This is a genomic window from Pseudomonas sp. SWRI22, assembly GCF_014268395.2.
GTDB lineage: Bacteria > Pseudomonadota > Gammaproteobacteria > Pseudomonadales > Pseudomonadaceae > Aquipseudomonas > Aquipseudomonas paracarnis.
The window spans coordinates 1,182,239-1,196,982 of the sequence record NZ_JABWQK020000001.1 but is presented as its reverse complement, the minus strand read 5'-3'; the positions used below and the strand labels follow the sequence as shown (position 1 = coordinate 1,196,982).

Annotated in this window: 10 protein-coding genes and 1 pseudogene; 8 read left to right on the top strand and 3 right to left on the bottom strand. The window is 59.8% G+C overall.

Going from position 1 to position 14,744, the window contains the following annotated elements; genetic code table 11:
• Positions 1–148: 148 nt before the first annotated feature.
• Positions 149–322 carry a PA1571 family protein gene (locus HU730_RS05080; RefSeq protein ID WP_014717504.1) on the bottom strand — a complete coding sequence of 58 codons (174 nt, stop codon included), beginning with the start codon at positions 320–322 and terminating at the stop codon, positions 149–151.
• A 214-nt stretch (positions 323–536) separates the two neighbouring features.
• On the opposite strand from HU730_RS05080, the gene HU730_RS05075 reads away from it, so the two are divergent.
• Positions 537–2,345, top strand: coding sequence for an ABC transporter ATP-binding protein/permease (locus HU730_RS05075; RefSeq protein WP_186526675.1), 1,809 nt, complete (start codon positions 537–539; stop codon positions 2,343–2,345).
• 133 nt (positions 2,346–2,478) lie between these two features.
• Here the strand turns inward: HU730_RS05075 and HU730_RS05070 are convergent, their stop codons facing one another.
• The gene (locus tag HU730_RS05070; RefSeq protein WP_034126641.1) at positions 2,479–4,407 is read right to left on the bottom strand and encodes a transglycosylase SLT domain-containing protein; all 1,929 of its coding nucleotides are present in this window, start codon (positions 4,405–4,407) and stop codon (positions 2,479–2,481) included.
• 213 nt (positions 4,408–4,620) lie between these two features.
• Here HU730_RS05070 and HU730_RS05065 point away from each other — a divergent pair, with 213 nt between their 5' ends.
• Positions 4,621–6,543 (top strand): ATP-binding cassette domain-containing protein, encoded by a 1,923-nt coding sequence (locus HU730_RS05065; protein ID WP_034126642.1) that lies wholly within the window; start codon positions 4,621–4,623, stop codon positions 6,541–6,543.
• Between the two features lie 182 nt (positions 6,544–6,725).
• On the opposite strand, the gene HU730_RS05060 is transcribed toward HU730_RS05065, so the two are convergent.
• The gene (locus HU730_RS05060; protein WP_034126643.1) at positions 6,726–7,166 is read right to left on the bottom strand and encodes a universal stress protein; all 441 of its coding nucleotides are present in this window, start codon (positions 7,164–7,166) and stop codon (positions 6,726–6,728) included.
• Between the two features lie 105 nt (positions 7,167–7,271).
• Between HU730_RS05060 and HU730_RS05055 the strand changes: the two genes are divergently transcribed.
• The 6 genes and pseudogenes from HU730_RS05055 to topA all read left to right on the top strand — a co-directional run bounded on the left by HU730_RS05055 (position 7,272) and on the right by topA (position 14,690).
• Positions 7,272–7,709 carry a hypothetical protein gene (locus HU730_RS05055; RefSeq protein WP_186526617.1) on the top strand — a complete coding sequence of 146 codons (438 nt, stop codon included), beginning with the start codon at positions 7,272–7,274 and terminating at the stop codon, positions 7,707–7,709.
• A 21-nt stretch (positions 7,710–7,730) separates the two neighbouring features.
• Positions 7,731–7,817 (top strand): annotated as a pseudogene (locus HU730_RS05050) (outer membrane lipoprotein carrier protein LolA); the annotation flags it as partial.
• A 449-nt stretch (positions 7,818–8,266) separates the two neighbouring features.
• On the top strand, positions 8,267–10,414 hold the full coding sequence (gene fadB, locus HU730_RS05045) for a fatty acid oxidation complex subunit alpha FadB (RefSeq protein ID WP_003189649.1): 2,148 nt from the start codon (positions 8,267–8,269) through the stop codon (positions 10,412–10,414).
• A 29-nt stretch (positions 10,415–10,443) separates the two neighbouring features.
• Positions 10,444–11,619, top strand: coding sequence for an acetyl-CoA C-acyltransferase FadA (fadA, locus tag HU730_RS05040; protein WP_003189650.1), 1,176 nt, complete (start codon positions 10,444–10,446; stop codon positions 11,617–11,619).
• Between the two features lie 98 nt (positions 11,620–11,717).
• Positions 11,718–11,954, top strand: a complete 237-nt coding sequence (locus HU730_RS05035) for a DUF1653 domain-containing protein (RefSeq protein ID WP_003189651.1) — start codon at positions 11,718–11,720, stop codon at positions 11,952–11,954.
• Positions 11,955–12,068: 114 nt separating this feature from the next.
• Entirely contained in the window at positions 12,069–14,690 is a 2,622-nt protein-coding gene (topA, locus tag HU730_RS05030) for a type I DNA topoisomerase (RefSeq protein ID WP_003189652.1), read from the top strand.
• Positions 14,691–14,744: the final 54 nt, after the last annotated feature.

Genomic DNA, 14,744 nt, shown 5'->3' with positions numbered 1-14,744 from the left:
GAGCGAGCTTGCTCGCGAAAAACGTCAACGATAGCGCAGCGTTTCTGATTTAACGCGGCGCCCTCAGGTTTTTCGCGAGCAAGCTCGCTCCTACAGGGGTCATAAAAAACCCGGCCACCTGGGCCGGGTTTGAAAGAGCGTGGGCGCTTCAGCCTTGCTGGGCAGGCTTGACCAGTCGCTGTTCCAGCTCGCTGCAGGCTTGCTGGATCATTTCTTCGGTAATCTGCACTTCCCGGCCCTTGGCATCGATGTACGAGCAAGGCAGTTGCTGCGGCTGGCGGATCACTTCAATCTTGGCGTCGCTGCTATTTTGCAAGGTCATGGCCTGTCTCCTCATCAGGTTGTGTACCTACTTTAATTCCCCCTCATGAACGCGCTGTTACAACTCCTTACACGCTCGTCGGTTCCAACACCCAGTCCACCAGAAACCGGTACATATTTCCAGATGAGTCTTAGACCGATAGCCTCTAGCGGCCTGCATCGGTGGGCATAATTAACCTGACTCATTGTTATTTGTGCAAGTTCCCCCAATGTTGATGTATAGACTCTCCATTGGTGATCCTTCCATGTTCTCAATCCGTCAACGCCGTGCGATTCGCCTGGCCAGCCGCTTTATCGCGCCCTACCGCTGGCAGGCGCTTGGCGCACTGCTGGCGCTGATCGTCACCGCTGGCATCACCTTGTCCATGGGGCAGGGCATACGCCTGTTGGTGGACCAGGGCTTCATGACCCAGTCGCCGCATCTGCTCAACCAGTCTATAGGCCTGTTCATGCTGCTGGTGCTCGGCCTGGCCGTGGGCACCTTCACGCGGTTTTACCTGGTGTCGTGGATTGGCGAGCGGGTGGTAGCCGATATTCGCCGGCAGGTGTTCAACCACCTGATCTACCTGCACCCCGGCTTCTACGAGAACAACCGCAGCTCGGAAATCCAGTCGCGGCTGACCACCGACACCACCTTACTGCAATCGGTGATCGGCTCATCACTGTCGCTGTTTCTGCGCAACGCCCTGATGGTGATCGGCGGCATCGTGTTGCTGTTTATCACTAATCCAAAGCTCACTAGCATCGTGGTGGTGGCGTTGCCGCTGGTGCTGGCGCCGATTCTGATCTTCGGGCGCCGGGTGCGCAGCCTGTCGCGTTTGAGCCAGGACCGTATCGCGGACGTCGGCAGCTATGTCGCCGAGACGTTGGGCCAGATCAAGACCGTGCAGGCCTATAACCATCAGGTGCAGGACGAACAACGCTTTGCCGTCACCGTCGAGGACGCCTTTGTCACGGCACGTAAACGCATCTTGCAGCGCTCCTGGCTGATCACCTTGGTGATCATGCTGGTGCTCGGCGCGGTAGGCGTGATGCTGTGGGTGGGCGGCATGGACGTGATCAGCGGACGCATTTCCGGCGGTGAGCTGGCGGCGTTCGTGTTCTATAGCCTGATTGTCGGCAGCGCCGTCGGCACCCTGAGCGAAGTGCTTGGCGAGTTGCAGCGTGCCGCCGGGGCAGCCGAGCGTATCGGTGAGCTGTTGCAGTCAGGCAACGAGATCCAGGCGCCGGCCACTGGCGGCGTACGTTTGCCGGAACGGGTCAGTGGCCGCATGGAGCTGCAGGACCTACGCTTTTCCTATCCTTCGCGACCGGACAGCTACGCCATCGACGGCTTGAACCTGACCATCAACCCGGGCGAAACCCTGGCGTTGGTAGGGCCGTCCGGTGCGGGCAAGTCGACGATTTTCGATCTGCTGCTGCGCTTCTACGACCCCCAGCAAGGCCGCATCCTGCTCGAAGGCCAGCCGCTGACCGAGCTTGACCCGTTAGACCTGCGGCGCCATTTCGCTCTGGTGTCCCAGAGCCCGGCGTTGTTCTTCGGCAGCGTCGAGGACAATATCCGCTACGGCAACCCCTCTGCCACCATCGCCCAGGTAGAAGCCGCCGCCCGAATCGCCCACGCCCACGACTTCATCCTGAAAATGCCCGACGGCTACCAGACCCATTTAGGTGAAAGTGGCCAGGGCCTCTCCGGCGGCCAGCGCCAACGCCTGGCCATCGCGCGCGCCTTGCTGGTCGACGCGCCGATCCTGCTGCTGGACGAAGCCACCAGCGCCCTCGATGCCCAGAGTGAACACCTTATCCAGCAAGCGCTGCCGCAGCTAATGCAGGGGCGCACCACGCTGGTGATCGCCCACCGTTTGGCCACGGTGAAGAATGCCGACCGCATTGCGGTGATGGACCAGGGAAAGCTGGTGGCGGTGGGCACGCATCAGCAGTTGATTGCGAGCAATCCGCTGTATGCGCGGTTGGCGGCGTTGCAGTTCAGTGATGGAGATGAACAGGTGAATCAGCGCCCATAAAAAATGCCCGCATCTTTCGATGCGGGCAATGAAACCTCTGTAGGAGCGAGCTTGCTCGCGAAAAACTCACAGGCGCCGCGTTTATCCAGGAAGCACGCGTTAGCGTTGACGTTCTTCGCGAGCAAGCTCGCTCCTACTGGTCGTCGAAGTACCGCTCATGCCAATCCACCAAAGGCTGTGGTGAGTTGAGCTTCTGCCCGTAGATCACCGAATAAGACAGCACGTTCTGCACATACTGGCGGGTTTCGTCGAAGGGGATGCTTTCCACCCATACGTCGAAACTCAGGTGGTCTGCGCCGCGCAGCCATTGGCGCACGCGGCCTGGGCCGGCGTTGTAGGCAGCGGAGGCGAGCACGCGGTTGCCGTTGAACTGGCTGTGAACCTGGCTCAGGTAAGCAGCGCCGAGCTGGATGTTTTTATCCGGGTCCAGCACCTGGGCCGGGGAGGCCAGGGGGATGCTGAACTTGCGTGCGGTTTCTTTGGCGGTGCCGGGCATCAGTTGCATCAGGCCGCTGGCGCCGACGCCGGAGCGGGCATCGTCCATGAACGCGCTTTCCTGGCGGGTGATGGCAAAGATCCAGCTGGAGTGCAGGCCACGTACCTTGGCTTCGCGCACCAGGGTGTCGCGGTGGGCCATCGGGAAGCGGATGTCCAGATCGTCCCAGTACTGCGCCTGGCTGATGGTGCGGATGGCCGGAAAGTACCACTTCATGTCGTAGGCCAACTTGGCCTGGGCGACCATCTCGTCACGGTTGAAATGACGACTGACGTGGTACCACTCACGGCGACCGTCGACGATCTGGCCACGGGCGTAGAATTCCAGGGCACGCCGCACCCCAGGGGTATTGCGCACCTTGTTGACCAGCGCCTGGCTCATCACCAGCGGCTTGTTGTTCAACTGGTAAGGAGATTTGGAGCGGTCAGCGGCGAGGAAACCGTAGAAGTCCCGCTCCTTGGCCACGTTTTTGTACAGGACCAAGGCTTGCGGGTTCTTCGGCTCGGCCAGCTCCAGGCTGCGTGCCTGCCAGTAGCGCCAACGGTTGGTGGTGGCCAGGTCCTGTGGGAGTTTGCGGGTCAACTGGTAGGCGTCTTCCCAGCGCGCCAGGCGCAACAGCAGGCGCAGACGCCACTCTGAAACCGTATTGTCGCGCAACTCGGGGTCGTACTTGGTCATGACCTCTAGCGCGCGCGGGTCGAAGCGCTTGGCCAGGGTCAAGCCGATCTCGCGGGCAATCGACACCTTTTCGTCACGGGAGAAGTGCATGCTGCTGGCGTAGCCATCGAGCAGCGACATGGCTTTGTCCGGATCCTGGCGCGCCAGGCGACGCAGGCCCAGGCCCACGGCGTCAGACATGGCCTCGGTGGCCGGCTGGAAGCGTGACGGGTCGCTGAGCATGTCTGGCTTCTGTGCCACATCCACCATCAGGCGGCCCTGGGCGCCAAGGGTCGGCAGGGTTTTCACCAGGCTGTTGGCCAGCGCGTAATTACGCGCTTCGGCGGCGAGCTTGGCGCGGTCCCAGATCTTCTGCTCGGTGAGTTGGCCGGCAGCGGCCCATTGGCCAAACGTGACGTCACAGGCGGCTGGCTGGGATTTGCCGGTCATCCACAGTTTTTCGGCGGTCTTGTAGCCTTCGGCCTTCAGGTTGTGGCTGAGCTGGTATTGGCCATGCAGGCAGTCCAGCTCGACGAAATTGAGCTTGGTGTCGTAGTACTTTTCAAAAGTCTGCCAATCGCCGCGTTCGGCCAGCCAGCGCAGCCAACGCAGTTTCATCCAGTTGGCCTGGGGCAGGTCGCCGTGTTTGGCGAGGAATTGTTCGATTTCCTCGTTACTTGCGGTTTTCAGGCGCGCGGTCAGTTCGTCATAGGCCAGATAGGGCGTGAGCGGGTAGTCGGCCAGGGCCTGGCTGTATTGCATGTAAGGGCCGGTGTCGCCCTTGGCCAGGGCGCGTTTGGCTTGATCGTAATACTGGCGTTGAGTGGTGAGATCCACCGCCTGGGCGGATTGAACGGCAGTGGCGGAAAGGAGCAGACAAGACAAAAAGTTGAAAAGGCGACTGCGCATGAGACGTCCGTGCAGAGAAATCACGACTAGCACCGGCACCGCCGACACTGATTGCCCCTAGCTTAGCCTTTTGCCAGCGGCCCGCGAAAGCTTTGCCGGCTGGTTCGTTCAAGTTCGCCGGAAATGTCCTACAGAACGTGTCTATACAGAAAATCCCGACCGCATCCCACCTTCAACTCAGGTAGAATGCGCGCCCAGTTTTTGGAGAAGCGTATGACCCTGCTCAAATTCAGCGATGTGTCCCTTGCTTTCGGCGCCATGCCGTTGTTGGACAAGGTGTCCTGGCAGATCGCCCGTGGTGAGCGGGTGTGCATCATCGGCCGCAACGGCACCGGCAAGTCCAGCATGATGAAGCTGGTAAAAGGCGACCAGAAGCCCGATGACGGCTCTGTCTGGCGTGCCCCGGGCCTCAAGATCGGCGAATTGCCGCAAGAATTGCCGGTGGCCGACGGACGGACAGTGTTCGACGTGGTAGCCGAAGGCCTGGACGGCGTAGGCGAGTTGCTCGCGCAATACCATCACCTGGCACAGAACTGCGTCACCGAAGAAGACCTGGACAAACTGATGCACGTCCAGCAAGACCTCGAAGCCCGTGATGGCTGGCGCTTGCAGCAACTGGTGGACAGCACCCTGAGCCGCCTGCAACTGCCGGCCGACAAGACCCTCGCCGAATTGTCCGGTGGCTGGCGTCGTCGCGTGCTGCTGGCCCAGGCGCTGGTGTCCGAGCCGGACCTGCTGCTGCTCGACGAACCGACCAACCACCTGGACATCGGCGCCATCGCCTGGCTTGAAGAGGCCATCAAGGACTTCCAGGGCGCCGTCCTGTTTATCACGCACGACCGTGCATTCCTGCAGAGCCTGGCCACGCGCATCCTCGAGCTGGACCGTGGCGGCCTGATCGACTGGAACGGCGACTACGCCAGCTTCCTGGTGCACAAGGAAGCCGCCTTGGCGGCCGAAGAAACCGCCAACGCGCTGTTCGACAAGAAGCTGGCCCAGGAAGAAGTCTGGATCCGCCAGGGCATCAAGGCCCGTCGCACCCGTAACGAAGGCCGCGTGCGTGCCTTGAAAGCCTTGCGCGTGGAGCGCAGTGAGCGCCGCGAGCGTACCGGCAAGGCCAATATCCAGCTCGATACTGCCGACAAGTCGGGCAAGCAAGTGATGGTGCTGGAGAACGTCAGCTTCCATCACCCGGACGGCCCGTTCCTGATCAAGGACTTCTCCATGGTCCTGCAGCGTGGCGATCGTATCGGCCTGCTGGGCGCCAACGGTACCGGCAAGACCACCTTGCTCAAGCTGATGCTCAGCGGTCTGCAACCGACCAGTGGCAAGGTAGAAGAGGGCACTCGCATCGACGTGGCCTACTTTGACCAGCTGCGCCACCAGTTGGACCTGGAAAAGACCGTGATCGACAACGTCGCCGAAGGTCGCGACTTTATCGACATCGACGGCCAGAGCCGCCACGTACTCAGCTACCTGGGCGACTTCCTGTTCAGCCCGCAACGTGCGCGCACGCCGGTCAAGGCTCTGTCTGGTGGTGAGCGCGCGCGCCTGCTGCTGGCCAAGCTGTTCAGCAAGCCGGCCAACCTGCTGGTGCTCGACGAACCGACCAACGACCTCGACGTGGAAACCCTGGAACTGTTGGAAGAGGTCTTGCTGACCTTCAACGGCACCGTGCTGATGGTCAGCCACGACCGGGAATTCCTCGACAACGTGGTCACCAGCACCCTGGTTTTCGAAGGCGAAGGCAAGGTGCGTGAATACGTGGGCGGTTATCAGGACTGGCTGCGTCAGGGCGGCTCGCCGCGCCTGCTGGGCGTGACCGAGAGCAAGTCGGGCAAGGCCGACCTGAACACGGCGGTGGTGGCTCCGGTCGCTGCCGAAACGCCTGCACCGGCTGCTGAAGCTGCGCCTGCCAAGAAAAAGCTCAGCTACAAGTTGCAGCGTGAACTGGAAGCCTTGCCAGGCGATATCGATGCCAAGGAACAGCAGATCGCTGCGGTCGAAGCGGAAATGGCTGACGCCGGCTTCTACCTGCGCCCTGCGGCAGAAACCGCCAAGGTCATCGCCTCTCTGGAGACGCTGAACCAGGAGCTGGAAGCGTTGGTTGAGCGTTGGGCCGAGCTGGATGCCTGACTGATCGACCCGCAATAAAAAAGCCCGGCACTCTTCTATGAGCGCCGGGCTTTTTAATATGAAATGCGATTCAACTGTGGGAGCTGGCTTGCCTGCGATAGCAGTCTGTCAGTTGATGTATCGGGTGGCAGATACACCGCTATCGCAGGCAAGCCAGCTCCCACATTAGACCTTCATCGGTCTTACGAACTCTTTACCAGTTTGACGGCCAGTACATCGCACGGTGCGCCGTGCAATACATCATTGGCGGTCGAACCCAGCAGCAAGGCCAAGCCGTGGCGCCCATGGCTACCCACTACGATCAGGTCACAACCCTGTTCTTTGGCCAGGTGGTGGATTTCCTGGCGCGGTTGGCCGTAGGTAAGATGGGAATTTTCCTTGCTGACCTTGGGATACTTGAGGATCAAACGGTCAAGGCGCTCTTTGGCCTGGTCGAATTGTTGCTGCTGCAGCTGAGAAAGGTCCATCGGCACGTCACCACCAAAGGCCATGGCCATGGGCTCGACGATGTGCACCAGCGACAGTTTGGCGCCATTGGCAATCGCGGATTCCTGTGCGCGCTTGATCACTGGATCGCACTCTTCGGTCAGGTCGACAGCGACCAGAATATGTTCGTAGGGCATGAGGCGTTCCTCCAGGGGGCTGCAATAAGTTCAGTATGGCTGCTTTCAAGCGGATGGGGTTGCCGCAGATCAAATCCGCTCATCTAGAAATTCGGGAGTACACATATGACGGTCTGGATAGTGGTGTCAATCCTTGCGGTGGTTTTAAGCCCCCTGGTATGGCTGCGCCCTTCGCGCCAGCAGAGTGGGCGCATGGCCCTGCGCATGGAGGCACGCCGCATCGGGCTGGCCATGCAGTTGGCGCCCCAGGAGTGGCCGCACTGGCTCAAACAGGAGCCGCCGAGCCCGTGCGCGCAGTATTGCCGGCCACGACGCGGCAACGCGCCCGCAACCTGGAGCTACTGGCAGCTGGAGCCCGGGCTGTGGGTCAATCAGTGGCGTGAACCCTGTGTGGATGAGAAGTTGTTGCCGCATTTTGCAACGCTGCCGGCAAACGTCTACAAGGTCGAGGCCGACAAACAAATGATTGCCCTGTATTGGGGCGAAAAGGGCGAAGCAAGTGTGCTGAAAGACATCGATGCGCTGCTCAGGGCCCTGGCCTGACCCACACCTGTAGGAGCGAGCTTGCTCGCGAAAATCGCCAACGATAACGCGGATAATCAGGCTATACGCGGCGCTCTCCAGGTTTTCGCGAGCAAGCTCGCTCCTACAGAAAAGCCGGCCAATAAAAAGCCCGACATCATCATCGGGCTGGAGCTGGCCAGGCAGGCCGGTAAATCTGTAGGTTGCCGCTAGCCTAGCCGTGTATTGCGTTCTGTACAGCTTTTTCCCACACCTTTTCTATTATTGATCCTGTGAATATTTGAATATTGGCGGGTGGCCAGCCTGTGGGCCGGGTTCTGAAATGACCGGAAAGTCGCGTTTTTCCTAGCCTTTGGAGCGATTGACAATTGCTCGGAATTGGATGAAGGTGGCGTACCCAAATCAAACGGGCGTATGAATTGAGCGTTTGCCTGTCAGACGACTCATACAAAACCCGACTATCGCACTGGCGGGTGTGCCTGGCGGATTGGCGTGAGCATTGATTCAACTGTCAATGTCAAACCAGAGACCAGCGTCCAGTGTGTACTGTTCAGCTTCCATATCGTGGAGATCAGTTGATGATTTACGAAGGTAAAGCCATCACGGTTAAGGCTCTTGAAAGTGGCATCGTCGAACTCAAATTCGACCTCAAGGGTGAGTCCGTCAACAAGTTCAACCGTCTAACCCTGAACGAACTGCGTCAGGCCGTAGACACCATCAAAGCAGATGCTTCGGTCAAGGGCGTGATCGTCTCCAGCGGCAAGGACGTGTTTATCGTCGGCGCTGACATCACCGAATTCGTCGACAACTTCAAGCTGCCCGATGCCGAGCTGGTGGCTGGCAACCTCGAAGCCAACAAGATCTTCAGCGATTTCGAAGACCTCAACGTGCCGACCGTTGCTGCCATCAATGGCATCGCGTTGGGCGGCGGCCTGGAAATGTGCCTGGCGGCAGACTTCCGCGTCATGTCTGCGACGGCCAAGATCGGCCTGCCGGAAGTCAAGCTGGGCATCTACCCAGGCTTTGGCGGTACCGTGCGCCTGCCGCGCCTGATCGGTGCCGACAACGCGATCGAATGGATCGCCGCCGGCAAGGAAAACAAAGCTGAAGATGCACTGAAAGTCGGTGCTGTCGACGCTGTGGTTGCCCCGGACAAATTGGCCGAAGCCGCGCTGAACCTGATCAAGGGCGCCATCAGCGGCGAATTTGACTACAAGGCCAAGCGTCAGCCGAAGCTGGAAAAACTCAAGCTCAACGCCATCGAACAGATGATGTCGTTCGAAACCGCCAAAGGTTTCGTGGCCGGCCAGGCCGGCCCGAACTACCCGGCGCCGGTGGAAGCGATCAAGACCATCCAGAAGGCCGCGAACTTCGGTCGCGACAAAGCCCTGGAAGTGGAAGCGGCAGGCTTCGTCAAACTGGCGAAAACCTCGGCGGCCCAGAGCCTGATCGGCCTGTTCCTGAACGATCAGGAACTGAAGAAAAAGGCCAAGGCCTACGACGAAATCGCCAAGGACGTGAAACAGGCCGCCGTACTCGGCGCCGGTATCATGGGCGGCGGTATCGCCTATCAGTCGGCGTCCAAAGGCACGCCGATCCTGATGAAAGACATCAACGAACACGGTATCGAACAGGGCCTGGCCGAAGCCGCCAAGCTGCTGGTGGGCCGCGTTGATAAAGGTCGCATGACCGCTGCAAAAATGGCTGAAGTGCTTAACGGCATTCGCCCTACGCTGTCCTACGGCGATTTCGGCCACGTCGACCTGGTGGTCGAAGCGGTTGTCGAAAACCCGAAGGTCAAGCAAGCCGTACTGGCTGAAGTGGAAGCCCAGGTCAAAGATGACACCATCCTGGCCTCCAACACCTCGACCATTTCCATCTCGCTGTTGGCCAAGGCCCTCAAGCGTCCGGAAAACTTCGTCGGCATGCACTTCTTCAACCCGGTGCACATGATGCCGCTGGTAGAAGTGATCCGTGGCGAGAAGTCCAGCGAGCTGGCCGTGGCCACCACCGTTGCCTACGCCAAGAAAATGGGCAAGAACCCGATCGTCGTCAACGATTGCCCGGGCTTCTTGGTCAACCGCGTGCTGTTCCCGTACTTTGGCGGTTTCGCCAAGCTGGTCAGCGCCGGTGTGGATTTTGTGCGCATCGACAAGGTCATGGAAAAATTTGGCTGGCCCATGGGCCCGGCGTACCTGATGGACGTGGTCGGCATCGACACCGGCCACCACGGTCGCGACGTCATGGCTGAAGGCTTCCCGGACCGCATGAAAGACGACCGTCGTTCGGCTGTCGATGCACTCTACGAAGCCAAGCGCCTGGGCCAGAAGAACGGCAAGGGCTTCTACGCCTACGAGACCGACAAGAAGGGCAAGCAGAAGAAAGTGGCCGACCCGTCGGTGCACGAAGTACTCGCTCCGGTCATCTACGAACAGCGTGAGGTGTCCGACGAGGACATCATCAACTGGATGATGATCGCCCTGTGCCTGGAAACCGTGCGTTGCCTGGAAGACGGCATCGTCGAAACCGCCGCCGAAGCCGATATGGGCCTGGTGTACGGCATTGGTTTCCCTCCATTCCGTGGTGGTGCGCTGCGTTACATCGACTCCATCGGTGTGGCCCAGTTCGTTGCCCTGGCTGATCAGTACGCTGATCTGGGCCCGCTGTACCACCCGACCGCGAAGCTTCGTGAAATGGCCAAGAATGGCCAGAGCTTCTTCGGTTAAGTGCCCAGACGACTAGAGCGAGAATATTTATGAGCTTGAATCCAAGAGACGTCGTGATCGTCGACTTCGGTCGTACGCCGATGGGCCGCTCCAAGGGCGGCATGCACCGCAACACCCGCGCCGAAGACATGTCGGCGCACCTGATCAGCAAAGTGCTGGAGCGCAACACCAAGGTCGACCCGAACGAAGTCGAGGACGTGATCTGGGGCTGCGTCAACCAGACCCTGGAGCAGGGCTGGAACATCGCGCGCATGGCGTCGTTGATGACCCAGATCCCGCACACCGCGGCCGGCCAGACCGTCAGCCGTCTGTGTGGTTCGTCGATGAGCGCGCTGCACACCGCTGCGCAAGCGATCATGACCGGCAACGGCGATGTATTCGTGGTCGGCGGCGTGGAGCACATGGGCCACGTCAGCATGATGCACGGCGTCGATCCTAACCCGCACATGTCCCTCTACGCGGCGAAAGCCTCGGGCATGATGGGCCTTACCGCGGAAATGCTCGGCAAAATGCACGGCATCACCCGTGAAGCCCAGGACGCCTTCGGCCTGCGCTCCCACCAGCTCGCCCACAAGGCGACTGTGGAAGGCAAGTTCAAGGATGAAATCATCCCGATGAACGGCTACGACGAGAATGGCTTCCTGAAACTGTTCGACTACGACGAAACCATTCGTCCGGACACTACCCTGGAAAGCCTGGCGGCCCTCAAGCCAGCCTTCAATCCAAAGGGCGGCACCGTGACAGCCGGTACTTCCTCGCAAATCACCGATGGTGCTTCGTGCATGATCGTGATGTCGGCACAGCGTGCCCAGGACCTGGGTATCCAGCCGCTGGCGGTGATTCGTTCGATGGCAGTGGCGGGTGTGGATCCGGCGATCATGGGCTATGGTCCAGTACCGGCCACACAAAAAGCGTTGAAGCGCGCAGGCCTTTCCATCTCCGATATCGACTTCTTCGAGCTCAACGAAGCTTTCGCTGCACAGGCCCTGCCAGTGCTGAAAGATTTGAAAGTACTCGACAAGATGAACGAGAAGGTTAACCTGCACGGCGGTGCGATTGCCCTGGGCCACCCATTCGGTTGCTCCGGTGCGCGTATCTCTGGCACTTTGCTTAACGTGATGAAGCAAAATGGCGGCAACCTTGGGGTTGCAACCATGTGCATTGGTCTCGGCCAAGGCATCTCTACCGTCTTCGAACGCGTCTAAACGTTCGGTTGACGGAAGCCGGGGCCCAGTGCCCCGGTTTTTGTTTTTTGGAACTTTTAAATATTTTTTTTCAACAAATTTTGCATGAGGGCCAGAGCATGAAAGTCGAACCAGGGCTCTACCAGCATTACAAGGGGCCGCAGTACCGTGTTTTCAGCGTGGCGCGCCACTCTGAAACCGAAGAAGAAGTGGTGTTTTACCAAGCGCTGTATGGCGAATACGGCTTTTGGGTGCGCCCTTTGAGCATGTTCCTGGAGACCGTCGAAGTTGACGGCGAGCAGGTCCCGCGCTTTGCTTTGGTCACGGCCGAACCCAGTCTTTTTACAGGGCAATAACGGCAGGTCGCGCAGAATGCTGCGCTTGACCTCATCCGGTTGCCACTATATATAGCGTTGCCGCGTCAGGCGCCAACTGCCTTTCACTTCTCGAATTCAGGAATTTTCCGATCCATGGGCAAATCGCTGGTCATTGTGGAATCCCCGGCTAAGGCCAAGACCATCAACAAGTACTTGGGCAACGAGTACGTGGTGAAGTCGAGTATCGGCCATATCCGAGACCTGCCCACCAGCGGTTCGGCTAGCGCCAGCAAGGAGCCTGCCGCCAAGCGCGGCAAGGCCGCCGCGGGCGAAGGTCCGGTACTCACGCCTAAAGAAAAAGCGCGCAAGCAACTGGTTTCGCGCATGGGTGTGGACCCGGACCATGGCTGGAAGGCCAAGTACGAAATCCTTCCGGGCAAGGAAAAGGTCATCGAAGAGCTGCGCCGGCTCGCCAAAGATGCTGACACCATCTATCTCGCGACGGACTTGGACCGCGAAGGGGAAGCCATTGCCTGGCACCTGCGCGAAGCCATCGGCGGTGATGACAGCCGCTACAAGCGCGTGGTGTTCAACGAAATCACCAAGAAAGCCATTCAGGAAGCCTTCTCCAAGCCGGGCGAGCTGGACATCGACCGTGTCAACGCCCAGCAGGCCCGTCGCTTCCTCGACCGCGTCGTCGGCTACATGGTCTCGCCACTGCTGTGGGCGAAGATCGCTCGTGGCCTGTCCGCCGGCCGTGTGCAATCGGTTGCGGTGAAGCTGGTGGTGGAACGTGAGCGCGAGATCCGTGCGTTCATTCCTGAAGAATACTGGGAAGTCCACGCCGACCTCGGCACTGCCAAGGGCGCCAATGTGCGCTTTGAAGTGGCCCGTGAGAAAGGCGAGGCCTTCAAACCACTGAACGAAGCCCAGGCCATGGCCGCGCTGGAGAAGCTCAAGGCTTCCAGCTACAGCATCGTCAAGCGTGAAGACAAACCGACCAGCAGCAAGCCGTCGGCGCCGTTCATCACCTCCACCCTGCAACAGGCCGCGAGCAACCGCCTGGGCTTCGGGGTGAAGAAGACCATGATGATGGCCCAGCGTCTGTATGAGGCTGGCTACATCACCTATATGCGTACGGACTCCACCAACCTCTCGCAAGACGCGGTGGCGATGGCGCGTACCTATATTGAAAGCGAATTCGGCAAAACCTACCTGCCGGAGAAGCCGAACGTCTACAGCAGCAAGGAAGGCGCACAAGAGGCTCACGAAGCGATTCGTCCTTCTGACGCAAACACCACGCCTGCCAAGCTGAGCGGCATGGAGCGCGACGCTGAGCGCCTCTACGAGCTGATCTGGCGCCAGTTCCTGGCTTGCCAGATGCTGCCGGCGCAATACCTGTCTACTACCGTCAGCGTGGGCGCGGGCGATTTCGAGTTGCGTGCCAAGGGCCGTATCCTCAAGTTCGACGGCTACACCCGTGTGATGCCGCAGATCGCCAAGCCTGGCGATGATGATGTGCTGCCGGACATGGCCCAGGGCGACACGCTGAAGCTGATCAAGCTCGACCCGTCCCAGCACTTCACCAAGCCACCGGCGCGTTATTCCGAAGCCAGCCTGGTGAAAGAGATGGAGAAGCGCGGTATCGGTCGTCCGTCGACCTACGCGGCGATCATCTCCACCATCCAGGACCGTGGCTACGTTGCGTTGCACAACCGTCGTTTCTATTCGGAAAAGATGGGTGACATCGTGACCGAGCGTCTGTCGGAGAGCTTCTCCAACCTGATGGACTACGGCTTCACTGCTGGCATGGAAGAGAACCTCGATGACGTGGCCCAGGGCGAACGCGACTGGAAAAACGTGCTGGACGAGTTCTACGGCGACTTCAAGAAAAAGCTCGAAGTGGCTGAGAACCCCGAGAACGGGATGCGCGCCAACCAGCCGGTGATGACGGATATTCCGTGCACTACCTGCGGTCGACCGATGCAGATTCGTACCGCCTCCACCGGCGTGTTCCTCGGTTGCTCGGGCTACAGCCTGCCGCCCAAAGAGCGCTGCAAGGCGACCGTCAACCTGGTGCCGGGCGATGAAATCGCGGCTGACGACGAGGGTGAGTCCGAGTCGCTGGTGCTGCGTGGCAAGCATCGCTGCCCGATCTGCAGCACGGCGATGGACGCCTACCTGCTGGACGAGAAGCACAAGCTGCACATCTGTGGTAACAACCCTGATTGCAACGGCTACGAGATCGAAGAGGGCACCTATCGCATCAAGGGCTATGAAGGCCCGAGCCTGGAATGCGACAAGTGCGGCAGCGAGATGCAGCTCAAGACTGGCCGTTTCGGCAAGTTCTTCGGGTGCACCAACCCAACCTGCAAGAACACCCGCAAACTGCTGAAAAGCGGTGATGCGGCGCCGCCGAAGATGGACCCGGTGAAAATGCCCGAGCTCAAGTGCGAGAAGGTCAACGACACCTACATCCTGCGTGACGGCGCTTCGGGGCTGTTCCTGGCTGCGAGCCAGTTTCCGAAAAACCGCGAGACCCGTGCGCCACTGGTGATGGAGATCGTGCCGCACAAGGACGAGATCGATCCGAAGTACCACTTCCTGTGTGAAGCGCCGAAGAAGGACCCGGATGGTCGCCCAGCCGTGATCCGCTATAGCCGCAAGACCAAGGAGCAGTACGTGCAGACCGAAGTGGACGGCAAGCCTACTGGCTGGAAAGCGTTCTACGACGGCGGCAAGTGGAAGGTCGAGGACAAGCGCCAGGGCGCTTGATCCGCTAGTCTGTTAACGCCAAAAGCCGTCTGTATAGACGGCTTTTGCTTACTG